Annotated in this window: 21 protein-coding genes; 8 read left to right on the plus strand and 13 right to left on the minus strand. The window is 70.5% G+C overall.

From position 1 onward, the window contains the following. The first annotated feature begins 4 nt into the window (after positions 1 to 4). The 4 genes from addB to ACZ5M6_RS01280 all read left to right on the plus strand — a co-directional run bounded on the left by addB (position 5) and on the right by ACZ5M6_RS01280 (position 7,333). Positions 5 to 3,058: a double-strand break repair protein AddB gene (gene addB, locus ACZ5M6_RS01265; protein ID WP_464160088.1), complete on the plus strand. Its 3,054-nt coding sequence runs from the start codon at positions 5 to 7 to the stop codon at positions 3,056 to 3,058. Next, positions 3,055 to 6,477: a double-strand break repair helicase AddA gene (addA, locus tag ACZ5M6_RS01270; protein WP_464159346.1), complete on the plus strand. Its 3,423-nt coding sequence runs from the start codon at positions 3,055 to 3,057 to the stop codon at positions 6,475 to 6,477. The genes addB and addA overlap by 4 nt, the downstream gene beginning before the upstream one ends. Positions 6,478 to 6,735: 258 nt before the next feature. Next, positions 6,736 to 7,071, plus strand: coding sequence for a thioredoxin (gene trxA / locus ACZ5M6_RS01275; RefSeq protein WP_464159348.1), 336 nt, complete (start codon positions 6,736 to 6,738; stop codon positions 7,069 to 7,071). 73 nt (positions 7,072 to 7,144) lie between these two features. Beyond that, complete coding sequence (locus tag ACZ5M6_RS01280; protein ID WP_228185827.1) at positions 7,145 to 7,333, plus strand: hypothetical protein; 189 nt, start codon at positions 7,145 to 7,147, stop codon at positions 7,331 to 7,333. Here ACZ5M6_RS01280 and ACZ5M6_RS01285 read toward each other — a convergent pair. From ACZ5M6_RS01285 to ACZ5M6_RS01340, 12 genes are read right to left on the minus strand one after another with little or no spacing between them, the layout of a single operon-like run. Continuing rightward, the gene (locus ACZ5M6_RS01285; protein WP_464159351.1) at positions 7,330 to 8,604 is read right to left on the minus strand and encodes a bifunctional folylpolyglutamate synthase/dihydrofolate synthase; all 1,275 of its coding nucleotides are present in this window, start codon (positions 8,602 to 8,604) and stop codon (positions 7,330 to 7,332) included. The genes ACZ5M6_RS01280 and ACZ5M6_RS01285 overlap by 4 nt on opposite strands. A gap of 5 nt (positions 8,605 to 8,609) precedes the next feature. Next, positions 8,610 to 9,500, minus strand: a complete 891-nt coding sequence (accD, locus tag ACZ5M6_RS01290; RefSeq protein WP_464159353.1) for an acetyl-CoA carboxylase, carboxyltransferase subunit beta — start codon at positions 9,498 to 9,500, stop codon at positions 8,610 to 8,612. Between the two features lie 10 nt (positions 9,501 to 9,510). Next, on the minus strand, positions 9,511 to 10,350 hold the full coding sequence (gene trpA / locus ACZ5M6_RS01295) for a tryptophan synthase subunit alpha (protein WP_464159355.1): 840 nt from the start codon (positions 10,348 to 10,350) through the stop codon (positions 9,511 to 9,513). Then, a complete protein-coding gene (locus ACZ5M6_RS01300; protein ID WP_464159357.1) occupies positions 10,347 to 10,799 on the minus strand; it encodes a hypothetical protein in 453 nt (150 codons plus the stop codon). The genes trpA and ACZ5M6_RS01300 overlap by 4 nt, the downstream gene beginning before the upstream one ends. Beyond that, positions 10,796 to 12,025, minus strand: a complete 1,230-nt coding sequence (gene trpB, locus ACZ5M6_RS01305; RefSeq protein ID WP_152951024.1) for a tryptophan synthase subunit beta — start codon at positions 12,023 to 12,025, stop codon at positions 10,796 to 10,798. The genes ACZ5M6_RS01300 and trpB overlap by 4 nt, the downstream gene beginning before the upstream one ends. A 50-nt stretch (positions 12,026 to 12,075) precedes the next feature. Continuing rightward, entirely contained in the window at positions 12,076 to 12,714 is a 639-nt protein-coding gene (locus ACZ5M6_RS01310) for a phosphoribosylanthranilate isomerase (RefSeq protein WP_054764139.1), read from the minus strand. Beyond that, positions 12,711 to 13,124, minus strand: a complete 414-nt coding sequence (locus tag ACZ5M6_RS01315; RefSeq protein ID WP_054764140.1) for a type II toxin-antitoxin system VapC family toxin — start codon at positions 13,122 to 13,124, stop codon at positions 12,711 to 12,713. Before ACZ5M6_RS01315 ends, ACZ5M6_RS01310 begins: the two co-directional genes overlap by 4 nt. A 2-nt stretch (positions 13,125 to 13,126) precedes the next feature. After that, on the minus strand, positions 13,127 to 13,387 hold the full coding sequence (locus ACZ5M6_RS01320; protein WP_082382556.1) for a type II toxin-antitoxin system Phd/YefM family antitoxin: 261 nt from the start codon (positions 13,385 to 13,387) through the stop codon (positions 13,127 to 13,129). 27 nt (positions 13,388 to 13,414) lie between these two features. Beyond that, positions 13,415 to 14,149, minus strand: a complete 735-nt coding sequence (locus ACZ5M6_RS01325; RefSeq protein WP_464159360.1) for a pseudouridine synthase — start codon at positions 14,147 to 14,149, stop codon at positions 13,415 to 13,417. Positions 14,150 to 14,183: 34 nt separating this feature from the next. Then, entirely contained in the window at positions 14,184 to 15,095 is a 912-nt protein-coding gene (locus ACZ5M6_RS01330) for a class I SAM-dependent methyltransferase (protein ID WP_464159362.1), read from the minus strand. Positions 15,096 to 15,140: 45 nt separating this feature from the next. Beyond that, positions 15,141 to 15,941 carry an undecaprenyl-diphosphate phosphatase gene (locus ACZ5M6_RS01335; protein WP_348684800.1) on the minus strand — a complete coding sequence of 267 codons (801 nt, stop codon included), beginning with the start codon at positions 15,939 to 15,941 and terminating at the stop codon, positions 15,141 to 15,143. Positions 15,942 to 15,965: 24 nt separating this feature from the next. Beyond that, positions 15,966 to 17,132, minus strand: a complete 1,167-nt coding sequence (locus ACZ5M6_RS01340) for a citrate/2-methylcitrate synthase (RefSeq protein ID WP_464159365.1) — start codon at positions 17,130 to 17,132, stop codon at positions 15,966 to 15,968. Between the two features lie 157 nt (positions 17,133 to 17,289). Between ACZ5M6_RS01340 and ACZ5M6_RS01345 the strand changes: the two genes are divergently transcribed. Both ACZ5M6_RS01345 and fzlA read left to right on the plus strand, forming a co-directional pair. Then, positions 17,290 to 18,300 carry a cation diffusion facilitator family transporter gene (locus ACZ5M6_RS01345; RefSeq protein WP_464159367.1) on the plus strand — a complete coding sequence of 337 codons (1,011 nt, stop codon included), beginning with the start codon at positions 17,290 to 17,292 and terminating at the stop codon, positions 18,298 to 18,300. A 58-nt stretch (positions 18,301 to 18,358) separates the two neighbouring features. Further along, positions 18,359 to 19,045 carry an FtsZ-binding protein FzlA gene (gene fzlA / locus ACZ5M6_RS01350; protein WP_464159369.1) on the plus strand — a complete coding sequence of 229 codons (687 nt, stop codon included), beginning with the start codon at positions 18,359 to 18,361 and terminating at the stop codon, positions 19,043 to 19,045. On the opposite strand, the gene ACZ5M6_RS01355 is transcribed toward fzlA, so the two are convergent. Further along, positions 19,042 to 19,377, minus strand: a complete 336-nt coding sequence (locus ACZ5M6_RS01355; protein WP_464159371.1) for a GIY-YIG nuclease family protein — start codon at positions 19,375 to 19,377, stop codon at positions 19,042 to 19,044. The genes fzlA and ACZ5M6_RS01355 overlap by 4 nt on opposite strands. A gap of 58 nt (positions 19,378 to 19,435) precedes the next feature. Between ACZ5M6_RS01355 and ACZ5M6_RS01360 the strand changes: the two genes are divergently transcribed. Beyond that, on the plus strand, positions 19,436 to 19,975 hold the full coding sequence (locus ACZ5M6_RS01360) for a DUF2239 family protein (RefSeq protein ID WP_464159373.1): 540 nt from the start codon (positions 19,436 to 19,438) through the stop codon (positions 19,973 to 19,975). 193 nt (positions 19,976 to 20,168) lie between these two features. Then, the gene (gene queG, locus ACZ5M6_RS01365) at positions 20,169 to 21,296 is read left to right on the plus strand and encodes a tRNA epoxyqueuosine(34) reductase QueG (RefSeq protein ID WP_464159375.1); all 1,128 of its coding nucleotides are present in this window, start codon (positions 20,169 to 20,171) and stop codon (positions 21,294 to 21,296) included. Positions 21,297 to 21,327 lie beyond the last annotated feature (31 nt).

Genomic DNA, 21,327 nt, shown 5'->3' on the forward strand with positions numbered 1-21,327 from the left:
CGCCATGTCTCCCTTCGATCCTTTTACGGCGGCCGGCCCCCGCTGGTACGCCGTCCCCGCGCACCGGCCCTTCCTCGAAGACCTGGCCGCCGGCGTCCTCGCCTGGCTCGGCGATCTGCCGCCCGAGACCCTGTCGGACGCCACACTCCTTCTGCCCAACCGGCGCGCCGCCCGCGCCTTCACCGACGCCCTGTCTAAACTCTCCCAGGGCCGTCCCATCCTGCTGCCCCAGGTCCGGCCGCTGGGCGATCTGGAGGAGGACGAGCCTCCCTTCACCCCCGGCGCCCTGGGTCTGGACCTGCCGCCCGCCATCCCCGCCCTGACCCGCCGGTTCGAGATGGCGCGGATGATCGTCGAGCAGTTCGACGACAGCCTGACGCCGATGCGCGCCCTGGATCTGGCCGATGCCCTGGGCGGCTTCCTCGATTCCTGCCAGTTGGAAGAGGTTCCGAACCCCGAACGGATCGCGACCCTGGTCGACGGCGAAATGGCCGAACACTGGGAACGCTCGGCCGAGTTCCTGGGCCTGGCGGTCGAGGCCTGGCCCAAACGCCTCGCCGAACTGGGCCTGGTCGATCCCGCCTGGCGCCGCGCCACGCTTCTGCGCCGCCTCGCCGAACAGTGGGACCACACGCCCCCGACCCAGGCCGTCATCGCCGCCGGTTCGACCGGCACCGTCCCCGCCGCCGCCGACGTCCTGGGCGCCGTGGCCAGAGCGCCCCTGGGCTGCGTCGTCCTGCCCGGTCTCGATCTCGACCTGGATCCGGCGGTCTGGGACCGGTTGGACGAACAGCATCCGCAAAGCGCCATGAAGCGACTGCTGGACCGGGTCGAGGTCACCCGCGCCGACGTCCGCCCCTGGTTCGCCCCGACCCGGCCGCCCGCCGCTCTCGCCCGCGGCCAGGCCCGCCAGCGCCTGGTCAACGAGGCCCTGCGGCCCGCCGAGGCCACCGACGACTGGCGCCGCGCCATCCGCGACCTCCGCTCGACCGCCGCCGCGCGCGGCGAGGCCCGCGACCCCATAGCCGAAGGGCTGCAAGGCCTGTCCCTGCTGACCGTCCGCGCCGAGGAGGAGGCCGCCGCGGCCATCGCCCTGATGATGCGCGAGACGCTGGAAACCCCCGGCAAGACCTGCGCCCTGGTCACCCCGGACCAGGCCCTGGGCCGCCGCGTCGCCGCAAGACTGGAACGCTGGGGCGTGGTCCCGGATTCCTCGGCAGGCAGCCCCCTGTCGCGCCTGCCCGCCGGCGCCCTGGTCGATCTGTGCGCCCGCTGGATCGCCGATCCCGTCCAGCCCCATCTGCTGCTGGCGATCATCAAACACCCGCTGGTCCGGTTCGACCTGGGCGACGCTCCTCAGGCCGCCGCCGTCGCGGCGCTGGAAGAGCACGCCCTGCGCGGCCCGCGCCCCCGCGACTTCGCCGCCGTGCGCCGCCGTCTGCTGGAAGCCGTTCAGCCCGACCGGCGCGGCAAGGCTCCGCCCGAGTGGAAACGGGAACGCCTGTCGGCCGCCACCCGCCTGGTCGAGCGTCTGCAAACCGCCGTCGAGACCGCTACCGCCGTCTTCACCCCCGACGCAGACCTGAACGTCGCCGCCTCCGCCCTGACGCGCCTGATCGAGACCCTGGCCGGCCAGGACGCCTGGGCCGGTCCCGACGGCGAGGCCGCCGCCGCCCTTCTGTCCGGCCTGATCGAGGGGGGCGCCGCCCTGGGCCGTATCGACCGGGCCGACCTGGCCGAGCTGACCTCCTCCCTGGTGCGCGAGACCGTGGTCCGCACCGGGGGCGCCACCCATCCGTCTCTGCGGATCCTGGGGGCCATAGAGGCGCGGCTTGTGCGCGCCGACCGGATGATCCTGGCGGGCTTGGAGGAAGGCGTCTGGCCCCAGGCCGCGCCCACCGACCCCTTCCTGTCGCGCCCGATGCGCAAGGCCCTGAGCCTGCCCCCGCCCGAACGCCGCCTGGGCCAGACGGCACAGGACTTCGTCCAGGCCGCCTGCGCCGAGGAGGTGATTCTGGTCCACAGTGAACGACGCGGCGGCCAGCCTGCCGTCCGCTCCCGCTGGCTGTGGCGGCTGGAGATGCTGACGCGGGGGGCGGGAGTCGACCTGCCCCGCCCCAGCACCGTCCTGGACTGGACCCGCGCGCTCGACGCCCCTCCGCCCGGACCGCCGCGCTTCGCCAAACGGCCCGAGCCGCGCCCGCCGGTGCATCGCCGCCCGCGCAGCCTCTATGTCACCCGCATCGAACGCTGGGTGCGCGACCCCTACGCCATCTACGCCCTGTGGGTGCTGGGGCTGGAGGCGATGGAGCGTCCCGGCGCGTCCGCCGAAGCGCTCGCCCGTGGCGACGCCGTCCACGCCGCTGTCGAACGACTGACGCTGGACTGGCCCCATGACCTGCCCGACGACTGCGAGGCCGTCCTGCACGACCACCTGTTGCGTGAACTGGGCGCGCGCGGTTTCGAGGACGCGGCCATGGCGCGCGAGGCGCCGCTCGCCCGCAACTGCGCTCGCTGGCTGACCGATTTCGAGCGCCGCCGCCGTGCACGCGGGATCGAAATCCTGGTCGAGCAACAGGGCGCCCTGACCTTCGACGCCCCCGCCGGCCCCTTCACCGTCAAGGCCTTCGCCGACCGGATCGAACTGTCGTCCGACGGGGCGGCGGTGATGGACTTCAAGACCGGGGCGGCGCCGTCCGCCAAACAGGTCAAGTCCGGCTTCGCCCCGCAGTTGACCCTGACCGCCGCCATCCTGGCCGACGGCGGGTTCGAGGGCGCCAAGGGCCCGGTCACGCCCGACGAACTGACCTATGTCCGCGTGGTCGGGCGCAAGACGGCGGGCGAGGTCATCACCCGCGCCTCGGGCGCCGAGGCGGCCGACCTGGCCCAGGCGGCGCTGGACGGGCTGAAGCGCCGCGTCGCCCGCTTTGACGACCCGAACACCCCCTATGTCTCCTGGGCCGCGCCCCAGTTCATGGGCAATCAGGGCGGCAACTACGACCATCTGGCCCGCGTCTGGGAATGGTCGGTGATCGGCGACGGCGAGGACAGCGAATGACCGCCCCCTCCCCTCAGATCATCGCGGCCGACCCGCGCCTGACCGTCTTCGTCACCGCCAACGCCGGCTCGGGCAAGACCACCACCCTGGTCAACCGGGTGGCGCGGCTGTTGCTGGACCAGGTCGATCCCGGCGCCGTCCTGTGCGTCACCTATACCAAGGCCGCCGCCGCCGAGATGCAGGCCCGGCTGTTCGACCAGCTGGGCGGCTGGGCCGTGCTGGACGACGCCGCCCTGTCGGAAAAGGTCGCAGAGCTGGACGGGCGCGATCCGAAGACCCTCGATGGTCAGGCCCTGTCGCGCGCCCGCAAACTGTTCGCCCGCGCGCTGGAAACGCCCGGCGGGCTGAAGATTCAGACCCTTCACGCCTTCTGCGAGAAGCTGCTGCGCCGGTTCCCGCTGGAGGCCGGGGTCTCGCCCCGTTTCACCGTGCTGGAAGACCAGGCCGCCGCCGCCCTCAGCCATGCCGCGCGCGAAGACCTGGCCCGCGCCGCCGTCGCCGATCCGGACGGCCCTATCGGCCAGGCCTACAGCCATTTCGCCGTCGAGCTGGACTGGCAGCGGTTCCAGGCCCTGCTGTCGATGATCGAGGCCAGGCGCGCCGACCTGCTGGACTATATCGACCGCGTCGAGGCGGGGACTGCGCCCGACCCTTACGCCCTGACCGGGGCCGAAACGGGCCGCAGCCCGGAAGATCTGGAGCGGGACTTCGTCGCCTGGATCGACCCCGCCGAATGGAACCGCATGGCCGAGGCCATGGCGACCGGCTCGACCAACGACCGCAAGATCGCCGACGCCATGAGCGTCGCCGCCCCGCCCTACGCCGGCTTCGCCGCCCTGGCGGGCGTCTTCTGCACCCAGGCGGGCGAGCCGCGAAAAAGCATGGGCACCAAGTCGGCGCCCCAAGGCGCCGTCGGCTGGCTGTTGGACCTCCAGACCAAATACCTCGCCGCCCGCGAGGCCCTGCGTAAGGCCAAGGTCGCCGACGACACGATCAAGGTCCTGACCCTGGCCCGCGCCCACGCCGCCTTCTACGAGGCCGCCAAGGCCCAGCGCGGGGCGCTGGACTTCCCCGACCTGGTCGCCCGCGCCGCCGCCCTTCTGACCCGCAGCGGGGCCGCCGCCTGGGTGCTGTACAAGCTGGACGGCGGGGTCGACCACGTCCTGATCGACGAGGCCCAGGATACCGCCCCCGACCAGTGGGCCATCGTCCGCGCCCTGACCGGGGAGTTCTATTCCGGCCAGACGTCGGGCCGCACCGTCTTCGCCGTCGGCGACGAGAAACAGTCGATCTACTCCTTCCAGGGCGCCCGCCCGGAACGTCTCCGCCAGGAACGGGCCGACTTCCTGGCCCTGGCCGAAGGCGCCGGCGAGCCCTTCGCCGGACCGGAGCTGAACACCTCCTACCGCTCGACCGAGGAGGTGCTGACCTTCGTCGACGCCGTCTTCGCCGATCCCGACCGCACCCGCGCCCTGACCGGCCCCCAGGGCGACATCGCCCGCCATATCCCCGCCCGCATCGGCCAGCACGGGGCCGTCGACCTGTGGCCCCTGTTCCTGGACGAACCCGCGCCCGAGACCGACGCCTGGGACGATCCGGTCGATCAGGAAAGCGCCGGCAGCGCCAGGAAGCGCCTGGCCCGCGACCTGGCCCGCGAGATCCGCCGCCAGGTCGAAAGCGGCCTGGCCGTCTTCGACAGCCGAACGCGGGATCTGCGCCCCGCCGGCTACGGCGACTACATCGTCCTGGTCCGCCGCCGCGACGCCACCTTCGAAGAGATCATCCGCGCGCTTAAGACCGAGGGCGTCCCCGTCGCCGGCGCCGACCGGCTGAAACTGTCCAGCCATATCGTCTTCGACGACCTGATCTCTCTGGCCCGCTTCGCCCTCTTCCCCGACGACGACCTGTCGCTGGCCGAGGTGCTGCGCAGCCCCCTGTGCGACGTGGACGAGGACGGCCTCTATGCGCTGGCCGGGCGCGAGAACCGCAAGGGCGGCCAGCTGTGGCGCGACCTGCGCGACCGGGCGCACGAACGCCCCGAATGGACGCGCGCGCGGGATGCGCTCCAGGCCGCCATAGCCGCGCGCGGCGGCGACCCGTTCGCCTTCTTCTCCCAGGCCCTGAACCGGGTGGACGACTTGGGGCTCTCCGGCCGCGCCCGCATCCTGACCCGGCTGGGCCGCGAGGCGGAAGAGGCGATAGACGAAACCTTGAACCAGGTGCTGGCGGCCGAGAACCGCGGCGCGATCGACCTTGAATCCTGCCTCGCCCAGCTCGAGGCCGCCGACGTCGAGGTGAAGCGCGAACTGGAAGGAGCGCGCGGCGAGGTCCGCGTCATGACCGTCCACGGCGCCAAGGGGCTGGAGGCGCCGATCGTGATCCTGCCCGACACCACCATGAAGGCGAAGGCGCAGGGGCCGTCCCTGATGCCCGCCGTAGTGCCTGACGGCGAAGGCGAGGCCTGGCTGATGGCGCCCGGCTCGGCCCGTGACGACTGCCCCGCCTCGGCCGACGCCCGCGCCGCGCGTCAGGCCCGCACCGACGACGAGACCCTGCGCCTGCTCTATGTAGCCCTGACCCGCGCACGGGACCGCGTCATCGTCATGGGCCGCGCCTCCAGCCGGGGCGCCGAGGCCGGCAGCTGGTGGTCGGTGATCGAGGAGACCTTCGACCGGCTGGGGGATCAGGTGCGCGAGGTCGAGAACGGCGTGCGTCGCTTCGGCGTCGACCCCGAACATCGCCCGACGCAGGCCGCCGCGACCGCCGCCGCCGACGCCCTGCCCGCCTGGGCCGCAGTGCCGCCCCCGCCCGACGCCGCCGCCCGCTTCGCCTCGCCGTCGCGGATGGAAGGCCAGGTCCGCATCCCCGCTCCCTCGCCGCTCGCCCGCAGCGCGGCGGGCGGCGCGGCCCTGGGCCGGTTCCGCCGCGGCGACCTGATCCACCGGCTGCTGGAGCGCCTGCCCGAGATCGCGCCCGCTGATCGCGCCGACGCCGCCCGCCGCCTTCTGGCGCGCGAGACCGATCTGGACGAGGCCCAGCGCGCCGAAATGATCGCCGCCGCCTTCTCGGTGCTGGACGACGCCCGTTTCGCCCCCGTCTTCGGCCCCGGCTCCCGCGCCGAGGTCGCCCTGACGGGGTCCGCCCCCGGCCTGCCGTCCGGCGTCGCCGTCAACGGCCGCATCGACCGGCTGGTGGTCACGCCCGAGCGGGTCCTAGTCATCGACTACAAGACCAACCGCCCCGCCCCGGACGCCCTGGACCGGGTCGATCCCGCCTATGTGCTCCAGGCCGCCGTCTATGTCGCGGTGCTGAAACGCCTCTATCCCGACCGCCCGGTCGAGGCCGCCCTGGTCTGGACCGACGGACCCAAGCTGATGCCGATCCCGCAGGCGATGTTGGACGCGGCGCTCGCGCCCTAACCCCCGTCATCCTCGGGCTTGACCCGAGGACCGGGCGCAGGTTGGGCTGTGCGTCGCCGTCTTCGCACGAGCTGCGGAACATCCGATCCATGGGTCGAGCCCGAGGATGACGGACGGAGAGAGGGAGCGACGGCGGGAGTTGAATTGCCCGCGATTCGCTCCCACATCTGCGGCCGAACCCGGACGGATCCGGCCAACCCAATTTGCGCGCGAGCGGCAAGGCCCTAGCGCCGAGCGTCAGCGCCCAAGGAGCCATTGATGGCGACAGTCAAAGTCACGGATGAAAGCTTCGACGCCGACGTCCTGAAATCCTCCACCCCCGTCCTGGTGGACTTCTGGGCCGAATGGTGCGGCCCCTGCAAACAGATCGGGCCGGCCTTGGAACAGATCGCCGACGAACTGGGCGGCCAGGTCACCGTGGCCAAGATCAACATCGACGACAGCCCCCTGACCCCGTCCAAACTGGGCGTGAAGGGCATCCCCACCTTGATGCTGTTCAAGGACGGTCAGATGACCTCGATGAAGGTCGGCGCCATGCCCAAGGGCAAGATCGTCGAATGGCTGGCCGAGGCCGGCGTCAAGGCCGACGTCTGATCCTTCCGCCTGTCCGACAGGATCGAACGCCCGCCGGTTCCGACCGGCGGGCGTTTTTGCTAGAAGGCCGCCTATGAGCGACGAAACCCCGCCCGACGACACCCCGGACGACATCCCCGGCGAAACCCCGGTTCAGAAGGCCCTGCGCCTGAAGAACGCCAAGCTGGAGGCTCGGCCCAAGCCGCCGCGGGGCGGACGTTTCCAGCGCGAACAGGCCGCCCGCATCGCGGCGGGCAAGTCCAAACCCTGGATGACCCGCTAAACGGGCCAGGTCTCCGGGCTGGCGCCCAGCACCTCGCCCGCCAGATACAGCGACCCGCAGATCGCCACCCGGCCCGCACCGAACCGCAAGGCAAGGTCCAGGGCCTCGCCCACCGAGCCCGCCGGGGTCGCCGCCAGCCCATGGCCGCGCGCCACGGCCGCCAGGGCCGCAGGTTCGGCCGCCGCCCCGTCGAAGCCGACGGTGAAGACCGTGGCCTGGCTGTCCTTCAGGGCCGCAAAGAAACCACCGGCGTCCTTATTGCCCAGCATGCCGCAGATCAGGGCCAGGGGGCGCGGCGCCCGCGCCTGACGCTCGGCCAGAAAGGCCGCCAGCGCCCGTCCGGCATGGGGATTGTGCCCCCCGTCCAGCCAAAGCTCGGCCGCCGCCGCCTTGGCCGCCTGCCCATAGGGTCCGGTCGAGATCCGCTGGAGGCGCGCGGGCCAGCGCACGGCCTTCAGCCCTTCGACGATCGCGCTTTCCGGCAGGTCCAGCTCCAGGGCCGCGGCTATGGCCACGGCCGCATTGTCGATCTGGTGCGCGCCCGCCAGGGCGGGCGCCGGCAGGTCCATGAACAGGTCCGCCGTCTGGAAGGCCATGCCGCCCCGCTCGGCCCAGGCGTCGAAATCCACCCCCAGCACCGTCAGCCGCGCACGGACGTCGGCGGCCCGGCGTTCGATGGCCTTGAACGCCTCCTCACGCTGGCGCCCGATCACGCCCGGCGCCCCCGCCTTCAACACCCCGGCCTTTTCCGAGGCGATCCCGGCCAGGTCCGTGCCCAGAAACTCGGCATGATCATAGTCGACCGGGGTGATCACGCTCAGCAGCGGCCGCTCGATGACGTTGGTGGCGTCCAGCACCCCGCCCAGGCCGACCTCGATCACCGCCAGATCGGCCGTTGTCTCGGCCATGGCCAGGAAGGCGGCGGCGGTGGTGCTCTCGAACACCGTGGCCTCGCCGGACACGCCCTCGATCCGGTCGAGGATGGCGTTCAGATGATCGTCCTCGATCAACCGCCCCGCCAGCCGGATCCGCTCGTTGAACCGCACCAGATGGGGCGAAGTATAGGCATGGACCTTCAGCCCCGCCGCCTCGGCGATGGCCCGGATCAGGGCCACGGTCGATCCCTTGCCGTTCGTCCCCGCCACATGGACCACCGGCGGCAACCGATGCTGCGGATCGCCCAGGGCCGCGCACAGGGCGCGCATCCGGTCCAGCGACAGATCAATCCGCTGCGGATGTCGGGCGCGCAGCCGCTCGGAGATGGGGTCCAAGGCCGTCAGGCCGCCAGGCGGTTTCCGCCCATCAGCATGGACAGGATCCGGCCCAGGACGCGGGGCAGATCGGCGCGGGTCACGACCCGGTCGACCATGCCCTTCTCCTGCAGATATTCGGCGCGCTGGAAGCCCGGCGGCAGTTTCTCGCGGATGGTGGCCTCGATCACGCGCGGACCGGCGAAGCCGATCAAGGCCCCCGGCTCAGCCAGATGCACGTCGCCCAGCATGGCGTAGGAGGCGGTCACCCCGCCCGTGGTCGGGTCGGTCAGCACCACTACATAGGGCAGTTTCGCCGACTTCAGCTCTTCGATGGCCAGGGTGGTGCGGGCCATCTGCATCAGCGACAGGGCGCCTTCCTGCATCCGCGCCCCGCCGGCGGCGGTGAAACAGACCAGCGGAACCCTGCGGGCCACGGCCTCGCGCGCCGCCTTGATGAAGGCCTCGCCCGCCGCCATGCCCAGCGACCCGCCCATGAAGGTGAAATCCTGAACGATCACCACCGCCTTCTGACCGCCGACCGAACCCCAGCCGATGGCCATGGTGTCCTTGCGCCCCGCCGCCTTGCGCGCGGCGTTCAGCCGGTCCTTGTAAGACTTGCCGTCCGAGAATTTCAGCGGATCCTCAGGCACGTCCGGCGTCTCGATAGGCTCGTATTGGCCGCCGTCGAAGGTGGCCTTCAGCCGCGTCGGCGCGTCGATCCGCATATGGCGGCCGGTCGGCGTCACCCACAGGGCGGCCTCCAGGTCCGAGCGGTACAGCATCTCGCCGGTGTCGGGGTCCTTGACCCACAGATTGTCGGGGGTGTCGCGGCGCGACACGATCTTGCGGACGCCGGGCGCGAAACGGCTCAGCCAGCCGCCGCGCTTTTCCTGGGGTTTGTTCTTGTCGACCATGGGCGGGCTCTTAGACGGTTTCCGTCACGGAAGCACTAGTCACCGATCGAACCGCGTCGCCCAGCGCCTTGACCCGGGCCAGCACCCGCGGCGCGGCAGGCTCATTGGCCTCCAGAGCGGCGGCCACCTCGTCCACCAGGGCCGAGCCGACCACCACCGCATCGGCGACGCGAGCGATCTCGGCCGCCCGTTCCGGCGTCTTGACCCCGAAGCCGACCGCGACCGGCAGGCCCGAGGCCTTGCGCACCCGCTCCACCGCCGGCGCCACGACGTCGGCGTTCGCCTCCTTGACGCCGGTCACGCCCGCGACGGCGACATAATAGACGAAGCCCGACGTGCCCTGGACCACGATCTTCAGCCGGTCGTCGTCCGAGGTCGGGGTCGCCAGCCGGATCAGCGAGATCGACACCTTGTCCAGCGCTTCGATCAGCGGCCCGGCCTCTTCCGGCGGGCAGTCCACCACGATCAGCCCGTCGATGCCGCACTCGGCCGCATAGGCGGCGAAGGCGTCGTATCCCAGGCTCTCGATCGGGTTCAGATAGCCCATCAGGATGATCGGCGTCGTCTGGTCGTCCTTGCGGAAATCCCGCGCCAGATCCATGGTCGAGCGCAGGCCGAACCCGGCCTTCAGTCCGCGAATGGCGGCCCGCTGGATCGGCGGCCCCTCGGCCATCGGATCGCTGAACGGAAAGCCCAGTTCGATGATGTCCGCCCCGGCGGCGGGCAGCCCCTTCAGGATCTCCAGCGCCGCCTCGCGCGACGGGTCCCCCCCCATCACATAGGGGATGAAGGCCGCGCGGCCCTCGGCCTTCAGCGCGGCGAAACAGGAGTCGATTCGAGCGGTGGTCATTGCGGCGGGGTGTCCGAAGCGGGCTTCTCGGCCGCGGCGGCCTGGGCGCAGACGTCGCCGGGCACGACGGCGAAGCCCAGATGGCCGGGCAGTTCGGCGACGGCGGTCTTTGTGGTGTCGTAGAAGGCGATCAGCTGCATCCCCTCGCAACCGCCGCCATCGCGACGCTTGATCAGGACGACGCGGTTCTCATCGCCGCCAGCCGCCAGCCAACCCTTGGTCGCCAGATCGGCGATATAGGCGTCGGCCAGGGCGCCGACCTGGCCCAGGGGCGCGGTGACGCACCAGGCGCGGCCGGCCAGATTGTTCAGCCCGCCGCAATCGGGCGACAGCTGCGCGCCGGGCAACAGGCCGACATCGGCCGGTTTAACCTCAACCGGCGTCTGGGCCTGAACGGCGGTCGAAAGGCTCAGGAGGGCGGCGGCGATCGCCGACAGGCTGCGGATCACAGTTCCACTCCCAGATGACGGGCGACCTGGAAGATGTCCTTGTCGCCCCGGCCCGACATCAGCAGGACGACGTCCCCGCCCTTGCCGACTTCGCGCGCCACCTCGCCCGTTCGCGCCAGCGCATGGGCCGGCTCCAGAGCCGGGATGATGCCTTCCAGCTTCGAGCACAGCTGGAAGGCCTCCAGCGCCTCATTGTCCGTCGCCGACCGATATTCGGCCCGGCCGATGTCATGCAGCCAGGCGTGCTCCGGCCCGATGCCGGGATAGTCCAGCCCGGCCGAGATCGAATGGCCCTCGACGATGTTTCCGTCCTCGTCCTGCAGCAGATAGGTACGATTGCCGTGCAGCACGCCCGAGCGACCGCCCTTCAGCGAGGCCGCATGGTCCGGCGTGTCCAGCCCGTGGCCCGCCGCCTCGACCCCGATCAGCCGCACGCCTTCGTCTTCGATGAAGGGGTGGAAGGCGCCGATGGCGTTCGATCCGCCGCCGATACAGGCCACGACGGCGTCCGGCAGCTTGCCGAACTGAGCCTGGGACTGGCGCTTGATCTCCTTGCCGATCACCGACTGGAAGTCGCGCACCATGGCCGGGTAGGGGTGCGGCCCCGCCGCCGTGCCGATGATGTAATAGGTGTCCGAGACGTTTGTGACCCAGTCGCGCATCGCCTCGTTCATCGCGTCCTTCAGGGTCGCGGCGCCGGCGGTGACGGGGAAGACCTCGGTCCCCAACAGACGCATGCGGAAGACGTTCGGCTGCTGCCGCTCCACGTCGACCGCCCCCATATAGACGGTGCAGGGCAGGCCGAACCGCGCCGAGACGGTCGCCGAGGCGACCCCGTGCTGGCCGGCGCCGGTCTCGGCGATGATCCGGGTCTTGCCCATGCGCCGGGCCAGCAGAATCTGGCCCATACAGTTGTTGATCTTGTGCGCGCCGGTGTGATTCAGATCCTCGCGCTTCAGCCAGATCTTGGCCCCGCCGAAATGTTCGGTCAGCCGCTCGGCGAAATACAGCGGGCTCTCGCGACCCACATAGTGGGTCAGATAGCCGTCCAGTTCGGCCTGGAAACTGGGGTCCGCCTTGGCCGCCTTATAGGCCGCATCCAGCTCATGGATCAGCGGCATCAGGGTCTCGGCCACGAACTGCCCGCCGTAAGGCCCGAACCGTCCCTGCGCGTCCGGCCAGGCATAGGCGTTGGAGAGCGGCTGAGCGGGATCAGGAGCTTGGATGGGCGTTTGAGCGTTCACGGTTTCGACTTTCACGCGGAGAGGCGTCGTAATTACGACCGGCGCGCATTTCGGATGAAGGCCGCGATCCGGTCGGCGTCCTTAACACCCGGCGCGCTTTCGACGCCAGAGGAGACGTCCACCATCGGCGCCCCGGCGATCCGCAGCGCCTCGGCCACATTGTCGGGATTGAGCCCCCCCGCCAGGAACCACGGATGACGGAACGCCCGATCCGCCAGCAGGGTCCAGTCGAAACTGTGCCCCACCCCGCCGGGCAGGACCGACCCCTCCGGCGGCTTGGCGTCGAACATCAGATGATCGGCGTGGTAATCCCATTCGTCGGCGGCGGCGAAGTCGTCGCCGTGCCGGATCGGCAGGGCCTTGATCACCCCGGCGCCGGTCAGGGCCCGCAGGGCCTCCGCCCGCGCCGGGCTCTCCGCCCCGTGCAGCTGGATGAAGTCCGGCCTCAGCGTCCGCGCGATCTCTTCCAGCAGGGCGTCGTCCGGATCGACCGTCACCGCCACGATCTTCGCCCGCCCCCGCGCCCGTTCGAACAGGGCGGCCGCAGCCTCAGGCGCCAGGTGGCGCGGGCTCTTAGGGAACACCACCGCCCCCACGAAATCCGCCCCGCCCTCCAGGGCGGCGTCCAGGGTGTCGGTGGTGGTCAGGCCGCAGATCTTGATGGCCGTCATAACGAAACAACCTCCACGCCCTTCAGCCTTGCGGCCGCCGCAAGCTCCTTGTCGAGAGTGGCCAAGTCAAAACCGTGCCGCAGGACCACGGCCAGATGTAGGGCGTCGGGTGTTCGTAGCCGTGCTCCATCGCGCAACAGCGCACGGCATCTCACAAAATCCAGGTCGTCCAGACGGCATTCGTCACGCCCGACGCGCCAGCCATCGAACTCCGCCTCGATCTGATCGCGCTTGTCCGCCTTCATAGCGCCCGACCGCACACGCAAGCCCAAGGCTGAGCTGAACTCGGCCTCGACCCACCGGCTGACCACCACGTCAGCCCTGCGGATCAGCAACGCCGCCGCCCATTCCGAATGCTCGTCTTGAACAAAGGCCGAGACGAGGACGCTGGTATCCAGGTAGAGGGCCAAAATCAGTCTTCGTCGCGCATCTGGCGGACCAGATCGACGGCGTTCAGACCGTCCTCCGGCTTGGCGCGGATCCGTCTGAACCATTCCATATCGACATGTCTGGGCGCTGGCTTGCTCTCCTGCGCCGGCTCAAGCCGAGCGATCGGCACGCCGCGTCGTGTGATGGTCACGGCCTCGCCCGCCAGCATGCGATCCAGCAGCTTGGGCAGGTTGTTCTTGGCTTCGGCGACGGAATAGCTGGACATGGCCATCAAGATAGCCATCCAGCGTCAAATGTCCACGATCTCGGCTCAGACGAAGATCGACGCGATCTCCTCCGGCGTCAGCAGCCGCCATGCCCCCGGCGCCAGATCCTGCGGCAGAACCAGCCCTCCCAGCCGCTCCCGGTGCAGGGTCTCCACATGGTTGCCGACGGCGGCGAACATGCGCCGCACCTGATGATAGCGGCCCTCCGTCACCGTCAGCAGGGCCTCGGTCGGGGACACGGCCTCCAGCATCGCCGGTGCCAGGGGCTTGTCCTCCCCCTCCAGCACCAGTTCGCCGGAGGCGAACAGCGCCCCTTCCGTTCCCGTCAGCGGCCGCGCCAGCCCGGCGCGATAGACCTTGGCCACATGGCGTTTGGGGCTGATCACCCGGTGCAGCAGGTCGCCGTCGTCGGTCAGCAGCAACAGGCCGCTGGTTTGCTTGTCCAGCCGGCCGATGGTCGAGATGGCCGGATCCCGGCGCCGCCACCGGTCCGGCAGGATGTCATAGACCAGCGCCCCCTCTTCCTTGTGGGAACAGGTCATGCCCAGCGGCTTGTTCAGCAGGATCACCAGACCCTGCACCGGATCCAGCGGCGCGCCGTCGACCTCCATCCGGCTGGGCAGGTCCGGCGTCACGGCGATCCGCTTCGACACGTCCGTCAGGTCCGCGCCGTCCAGCACGATCCCGCCCGCCTTGGCCATCCGCGCCATCTCGGCCCGCGACCCGTAGCCCATGGAGCCGAGCAGTCGATCGACGCGCGATGTGGGGGTCCTTTTCATGCGCTGACGCCCTTCGGGCTGCGGGAGCGCGGGCTCACTTCACCGCCTCGAACAGCTTGTACCCGCCCTCGTCGGCGACCAGGCGCACCCGGCCGAAGGCGGCGTTCAGCTCGGCCTCATAGGGCAGATGCCGGTTCGCCACGATCCAGGCTGTCCCGCCCTTCTTCAGCAGTTCCGCCGCCTTGCGGATGAAGGCCTGGCCCAGCCGTCGATCCTCGGCCCCGCCGTCGTGGAAGGGCGGATTGCTGACGACGAAATTCAGGTCGCCTCCGGCGGGCAGGGTCCGCACATCGGCCCACTCGAAGCTCGCGCGCGGATCTTCGACATTCTTCCGCGCCGCCTCGACGGCCCGGCGGTCCAGGTCGATCAGCCGCAGGCCCGTCACCCCCGGCGACCGCAGGACCACCGTCGCCAGCGCCCCATAGCCGCAGCCCAGATCGGCGCCCGCCCCCTTCAGCGCCGGCAGGTGCTGCGCCAACAGGGCGGAGCCCGCGTCGATCCGGTCCCAGGCGAAGATCCCCGGCTGGGACCAGGCCTCCAGCCCCGGCACGATCCGCGCCGCCCCCTCGGCTATGGCCTCGTCGATCCCGGCCATCGTCTCGGGTCTGACCACGATGCAACGCCGGTGGTGCGCCTTGGCCGTCTCGCCCACCTCGACGCCGAAGCCGGTCAGCTCCTTCTTCAGACGCGACCCGCCCTTGTCCTTCAAGGCCATGACGTCCAGCCGCCCCCCGACCTTCAGCGCCTTCAGCGCCAGGGCCAGGGTGTAGCGCCGCTCCAGCACGCCGGGCGGGGCGTAGATCATGATCTCGTCGACCGAGCCTTCGCTCACAGCCTCCAGGGCGGTCGAGCCGGGGATCAGGGGCGAGACTTGGATCGCGGCGCCGGCGCCGGCGGTGGGCGGATCGAAGACGACCGGCGGTCGGCCGTAAAGAAGCGTGCTCATGCCCCGCCCCTTAGAGGCTGGGGGCGAAAATCGCCAGCCGGGGCGTCAGAACCCCGCCTGCAACAGGGCCAGACCGACCACCCCGACCACGATCCGCCACCAGGCGAAGGGGCCAAAGCCGTGCTTGGAGACGAAGTCCAGCAGGAAGCGCACCACCACCAGGGCCGTCAGGAAGGCCACCACGAAGCCCACCGCGATCAGACCGACGTCGCTGAAGTCCAGCGTCTTATGGTTCTTCAATAGGTCATAGGCCACCGCCGCCCCCATGGTGGGCAGGGCCAGAAAGAAGCTGAACTCGGCCGCCGACCGCTTGTCGGTCTTCAGCAACAGGCCGCCGGCGATGGTGGCGCCGGATCGCGATACGCCGGGGATCATGGCCAGGCACTGGAACAGGCCGATCAGAAAATAGACCCGCATCGGATACTGGCTGGCGTCCAGCCACTGCGGCCGCTTGTCCATCCGGTCCAGGGCCAACAGGATCACCCCGCCGACGATCAGGGCGACGCAGATCACCTGGGGCGTTTCGAACAGCACGTCTTTGATGAAGCCATAGGCCAAAAAGCCGACCGCCACGGCGGGCGCAAAGGCCAGCAGCAGGCCGATCAGGAACCGCCGCGCCTCCGGATCAACAGGCCAGCGCGTGGCCAGGGTCCACAGCCGTTTGAAATAGACGCTGACGATGGCCAGCAGCGCCCCCAGCTGGATGACGATCTCGAACGTCTTGCCCGCGCTCTCGAAGCCCATGAAATGGCCCAAAAGCAGCATGTGCCCGGTGGAGGACACTGGAATGAACTCGGTCAGTCCTTCGACCAGGCCGAGAATGATCGCCGCAAGCCAGTCCGACATGAAGTCCCCGTCACAGGCCGGAGGTCAGTGCGCGCCCGGCTCGGGCCCCACATAGCGCAATCGCGCCCGGATAGGCGAGCCGTCCGTCGCCTGATCCACAGCATGGGCCAAAAGGCCGACCAGCCGCCCCAGCAGCAGCAAGTCGCCCGCTCCCGTCGGCCCCAGGTCCAGCCGTCGCGCGATCAGGGCCAGGGCCAGATGGAAGCCGGCCGGCCGGCCCGCCGCCGCCTCGCCCTCGGCGAGCAGGGCCTGGAGATCGGCCGGAAGCCCCGCCGCCTCCAACAGCGCCCGCGCCCGCGGATCGACCCGGCCGAAGGCCGCCGTCTCCTCGAAGCCCGGAACCCCGCCCTTCAGGGCCAGCCAGCGTCGCGCCGCGCCCGACGGATCGCGCCGCGCCTCCCCGACATAGGCCACGACCTCGCCCAGTTCGCCCAGAGGGGCCCCGCTCAGGGTGGTGATTCCGGCCAGGACCGCCCCGGCCAGGGGCGCGCCGCCGAAGGCCGCCGCCCGCGTCGCCAGCACCGCCTCGTCCAGACCGCAGTCGGCCCCCAGCACCAGGGCGCGGCGGATCAGAGGACTGTCGCGTTCGAACGCCTTGAAGCCGCGCGCCAGCCTCTGGTGCAGATACAGGCGCGGCCCGGGCCCGGAGACGCTGTCCACCACCTCGTTCAGCAGCGAGGCCGCCTCCTGTTTCAGGCCCGCCGGATCGTGACTGCGCAGGGAGCGGTCCTCGATCGCGCGACGGCCCAGCACGGCCAGAACCCGCCTCTGTGTCGAACCGCCGACGATCGGATCGATACGCGGCTTCAGTCCGACGAAGGGGTCCCCGTCCCGCACGTCCCACAGCAGGCGGGCCGCCGCCTCGACGGTCGCCGTCTCGGCCAGCTGCACCGCGTCCAGACCGCGATAGAACAGCCGGCCCTCGGCGATCAGGCCTACGGAGGATTGAATGTCGGCCTCGCCGCGCGCCGCCGCCCCCACGACCGGCGTCCGCACCTCGGTCTCGCCTTCGGCCCCGTCGCCGCACAGCCGGGCCACGTCGGCGGCGGCGTACAGGCTTCTGCGGGGGTCGGCGGGGTCGGGACGGGCGGCGATCCGTCCCCGACTGACATAGGCGTACAGGGTCTGGGCCTTGACCCCCAGGCGGGTCAGGGCCTCATGTCTCGCGATCCAGCGTTCGTCAGCGTCCATGCCGCCCCCACGACTACGACCGATGCCCCGTATGAACGGAAACCGACATAGCGCCGTTTCGTCTCCTTAATCCTAATGACGCGCCCGATCCAGTTGGACCAGTCCAAATGAGCGCCCCGGTTGGCTTTCCGCCACGATTGCGCGACAAGACCAGCCGATGACGCCGACGCCCGCCCCCGCCCGACCGCCCGCCCCGCCCCCTTCGGAGGATCCGCATCTGGCCACGCGCCGCATCACGCGGCTGTCGGTCGGGGCGGCCCTGACCCTGATCGCGCTGAAGGCCTTCGCCCTGGGCGCCTCCGGCTCGGTCTCCATCCTGGCCAGTCTGACGGATTCGGTTCTGGACCTGGCGGCCTCCCTGGCCACCTTCTTCGCCGTGCGCTGGGCCGCCGCGCCCCCGGACGAGGATCATCGCTACGGCCACGGCAAGGGCGAGGCCCTGGCGGCCCTGGTCCAGGCGGGTCTGGTCTTCGCCTCGGCCCTGTTCATCGGCTGGGAGGGGCTGCAGCGCATCTTCGACCCGCGTCCTGTCACCGCCGGCGGCTGGGCGGTCGGGGTGATGATCGCCTCCATCGCCGTCACCGCCTGGTTGGTCTGGATGCAGACCCGCGCTCTGAAGACCAGCGGCTCCCTGGCGGTCGCGGGCGACCGGGCCCATTACGCCGCCGACCTGGCCTCCAACCTCGTGGTGCTCGTCGGGGTGATCTCGGGCGCCTTCCTCAGGGCGCCGGGCCTGGACGCCGCCGCCGGACTGGTGGTCGCCGTTTGGCTGTTCTGGGGCGCGATCGGCATGTTGAGGGCCGCCGCCGACCATCTGCTGGACCGCGCCGCGCCGGAAAGCGACCGCGCCGCCATCGCCCAGGCGGTGCTGGCCGACCCCCGTATCCAAAGCGTCCACCAGCTGCGCACCCGGATGGCCGGTTCGGTCATGATGATCCAGATGCATGTCGATCTGGACCCCGATCTGCGTCTGGACGCGGCCCACGCCATCGTCGTCGAGGCCGAACACCGCGTGCTCAGCCACTATCCCACGGCCGACATCCTGATCCACGCCGACCCGCGCGGGCGCGCCCTCGCTCCCGCCGCGCCCGAACCGGCGCCCGCCGCCGAGGCCCAGCCCCCTGCTGCGGACACGCCGCCTGCCCCGCCCAAGGGTCCCTGGTCCTGACAGCCCCGCCGTCGATGCGGTAAACGGACATTAACGGGTGCGGGCGCATCTAGGGCCTATGTCCGGCTCCTGCGTCCTGTTCCACTTCCCCTTCCAGCCCGCCTCGCGCGCGGCGCGCCTGGGCCTGGGCGAGGCGCGGATCGAATGGACCGACACGCCGGTTCGTCCGTGGGAAGAGGATTGCCCGGTCAATGATCTGAACCCCTCGGGCCTGCCGCCCGTCGTCCAGACGACCGACCGCGGCCGCCCCCTGACCCTGTGCGAACTGCCGGCCGTCCTGGGCTGGATCGAGGACCAGCAGAAGGCCCCCCTGCTCCTGCCCGCCGACCCCGCCGAACGGGCCGAAGCGCGCCGCCTGACCGGCTGGTTCGAGCGCCGCTTCACCGACGAGGTCGACGCCGTTCTTCTGCACGAGCGGATGGAGAAACCCCTGCTCAAGCTCGGTCCGCCCGAGGCCCGCGCCCTGCGCCACGGTCGCGACGCGCTGAAATCCCACCTCGCCATGTTGGAAGAGCTGGTCGCCGTCCGCGACTGGCTGGCGGGACGCCGGCTGTCCCAGGCCGACCTGATCGCCGCCGCCCATCTGTCGGTGCTCGACTATTTCGGCGAGGTGCAGTGGACCCACTGGCCGTCGCTGAAGCTCTGGTACTCCAAGCTCAAATCCCGCCCCTGCTTCCGTCCCCTGCTGGCCGACCGCTTCATCGGCGTGCCCCCGTCGGCCTGGTACGCGGATTTGGACTTTTAAAGTGCCTCGGCCCCCAATCGCGCGATCCACAGCTTCGCTCGACTGACCAGCTCATCCTTGCGGCGCAGGTCCGAGACGTCCGCCGGCAGACGGTCCAACTGCTCGAAGCGGAAATCCTCGGGTGCGTGCGCCTTCCAGGCCGCCTGGAGCGACCGATAGGGGCTGCCGCCGTGACGCAGCGCGAACCACAGGCCGTTCTGTTCGGTGTCGATGTGGCGGCTCTTGCCGACCCAGACCTGGCCCGTCGCGCTGCAGATCACAGCATAGACCCCGGCGATGGTCGGCCGCTCCTTATATTCCGCGATCAGGGTCTTGCGATCTGTCTGGGTCATGGCGCTCTCTTATTTATCCGGGTATAAACATGACGACTAATTTCATCCGGGTAAATATATGGGCGACGAAAATCGCAATCTGGTTCTGTTCGACGGCCCCCGCCGCATCGCCAGAGGCTCGGACGCCGCTGTAGCGGCCGCCTTGCGCAAGGCCCTGGAGGCGGCGCCTCAAGCCGCGCTGCGCGTGTTCGATCTGGCGACCGGTCGGCCGGTCGACCTGGACCTCCGCGAGACAGAAGCCGCTCCGGCCGCCAGGCGCGGCCGTCCGCGCCTGGGCGTCGCCGCGCGCGAGGTCACGCTCCTGCCTCGCCACTGGGACTGGCTGGCGAGCCAGCCGGGGGGCGCCTCGGCCGCCCTGCGGCGTCTGGTGGACCAGGCCCGCAAGACCGGGGCGGACGAAGACGCGCGGCGCCGCCGCACCGAGGCCGCCTATGGCTTCATGGTCGAGATGGCCGGCGACGCCCCTGACTTCGAAGAGGCCAGCCGCGCCCTGTTCGCCGCAGATCGCGACCGGCTCGCCGCCCTGATCGCCCCGTGGTCGCCCGACATCCAGGCCCAAATTCTTGAGCTGTTCGACGGCGCCGCATCGACCGAATGACCGCCCCAGAATCCTCTCCGCTTGCGGGAGAGGTGGCCCGGCGTCCGCGCAGCGGACCAGGGTCGGAGAGGGAAGTGTCGCCAAAGGCTGAACTTCCCCCATCGTCAGCCGTCTCGCTCCGCTCGACGCGCTGACACTTCCCCCGCAAGCGGGGGAAGGTCTTCCTCGCCCGATTTCGTGCTATCCCCGCCCCGTGTCCGACCGCCTGAAAACCTTCATCCGCCGGCGCGCGGCCGAGCTCGGCTTCGACGTCTGCCGGTTCGCCTCGGCGGCCGACGCCTGGCCGGCGGGCGAGCGGCTGCGGCGTTTCGTGGACGAGGGCCGGCATGGCGACATGGAATGGATGGAAACGACGCTGGATCGCCGCGCACACCCCACCGCCATGTGGGACGAGGCCAGGACCGCCATCGTCCTGGGCATGAACTACGGCCCCGACGATAATCCGCTGGACCAGCTGGCCGACCGTTCCGCCGCCTATATCTCGGTCTATGCGCGGGGCGATGACTATCATGAGGTCATAAAGGGCCGGCTGAAACAGCTGGCGGGCCAGATCGCGGCCCGCAACGGCGCCGACATCAAGGTCTTCGTCGACACGGCGCCCCTGATGGAAAAGCCGTTGGCCCAGCGCGCCGGACTGGGCTGGCAGGGCAAACACACCAATCTGCTCAGCCGCACCCACGGCAACTGGTTGTTTCTGGGCACGATCCTGACCGCCGCCGAGATCGAGCCGGACGCGGCCGAGACCGAACACTGCGGCCGCTGCACCGCCTGTCTCGACGCCTGCCCCACCAAGGCCTTCCCCGCCCCGTTCCAGCTCGACGCCCGACGCTGCCTCTCCTACCTGACCATCGAATTCGGCGGTCCCTGGCCGGTCGAATTCCGCACCCTGACCGGATCGCGCATCTATGGCTGCGACGACTGTTTAGCCGTCTGTCCGTGGAACAAGTTCGCGCAAGAGGCCCGCGAGATCCGGCTTCAGCCCCGCCCGGCCCTTGAAAGCCCACGCCTGGACGACCTGCTGGGGCTGGACGACCCCGCCTTTCGCGCCCTCTTCGCCAAGAGCCCGGTCAAGCGGATCGGCCGGGATCGGTTTCTCAGGAACGTGCTCTACGCCGTGGGAAACTCGGACGACGCGACGCTGATCGCCCCGACGAAAGCCTTGCTGGCCGACCCCTCGCCCCTGGTGCGCGGCGCCGCCGTCTGGGCCCTGTCGCAGCTGACGCCGGCCGCCGCCTTCGCGGCCTTGGCCCAGGCGACGACCGAAACCGATCCCCAGGTTCTGGAGGAATGGCGGCGGTCCGAAACGGCTTGGTCCTCATGACCCACGCGATGGACGGATGCGATTTCAAAGG

Source organism: Brevundimonas sp. Br13, from assembly GCF_055391505.1.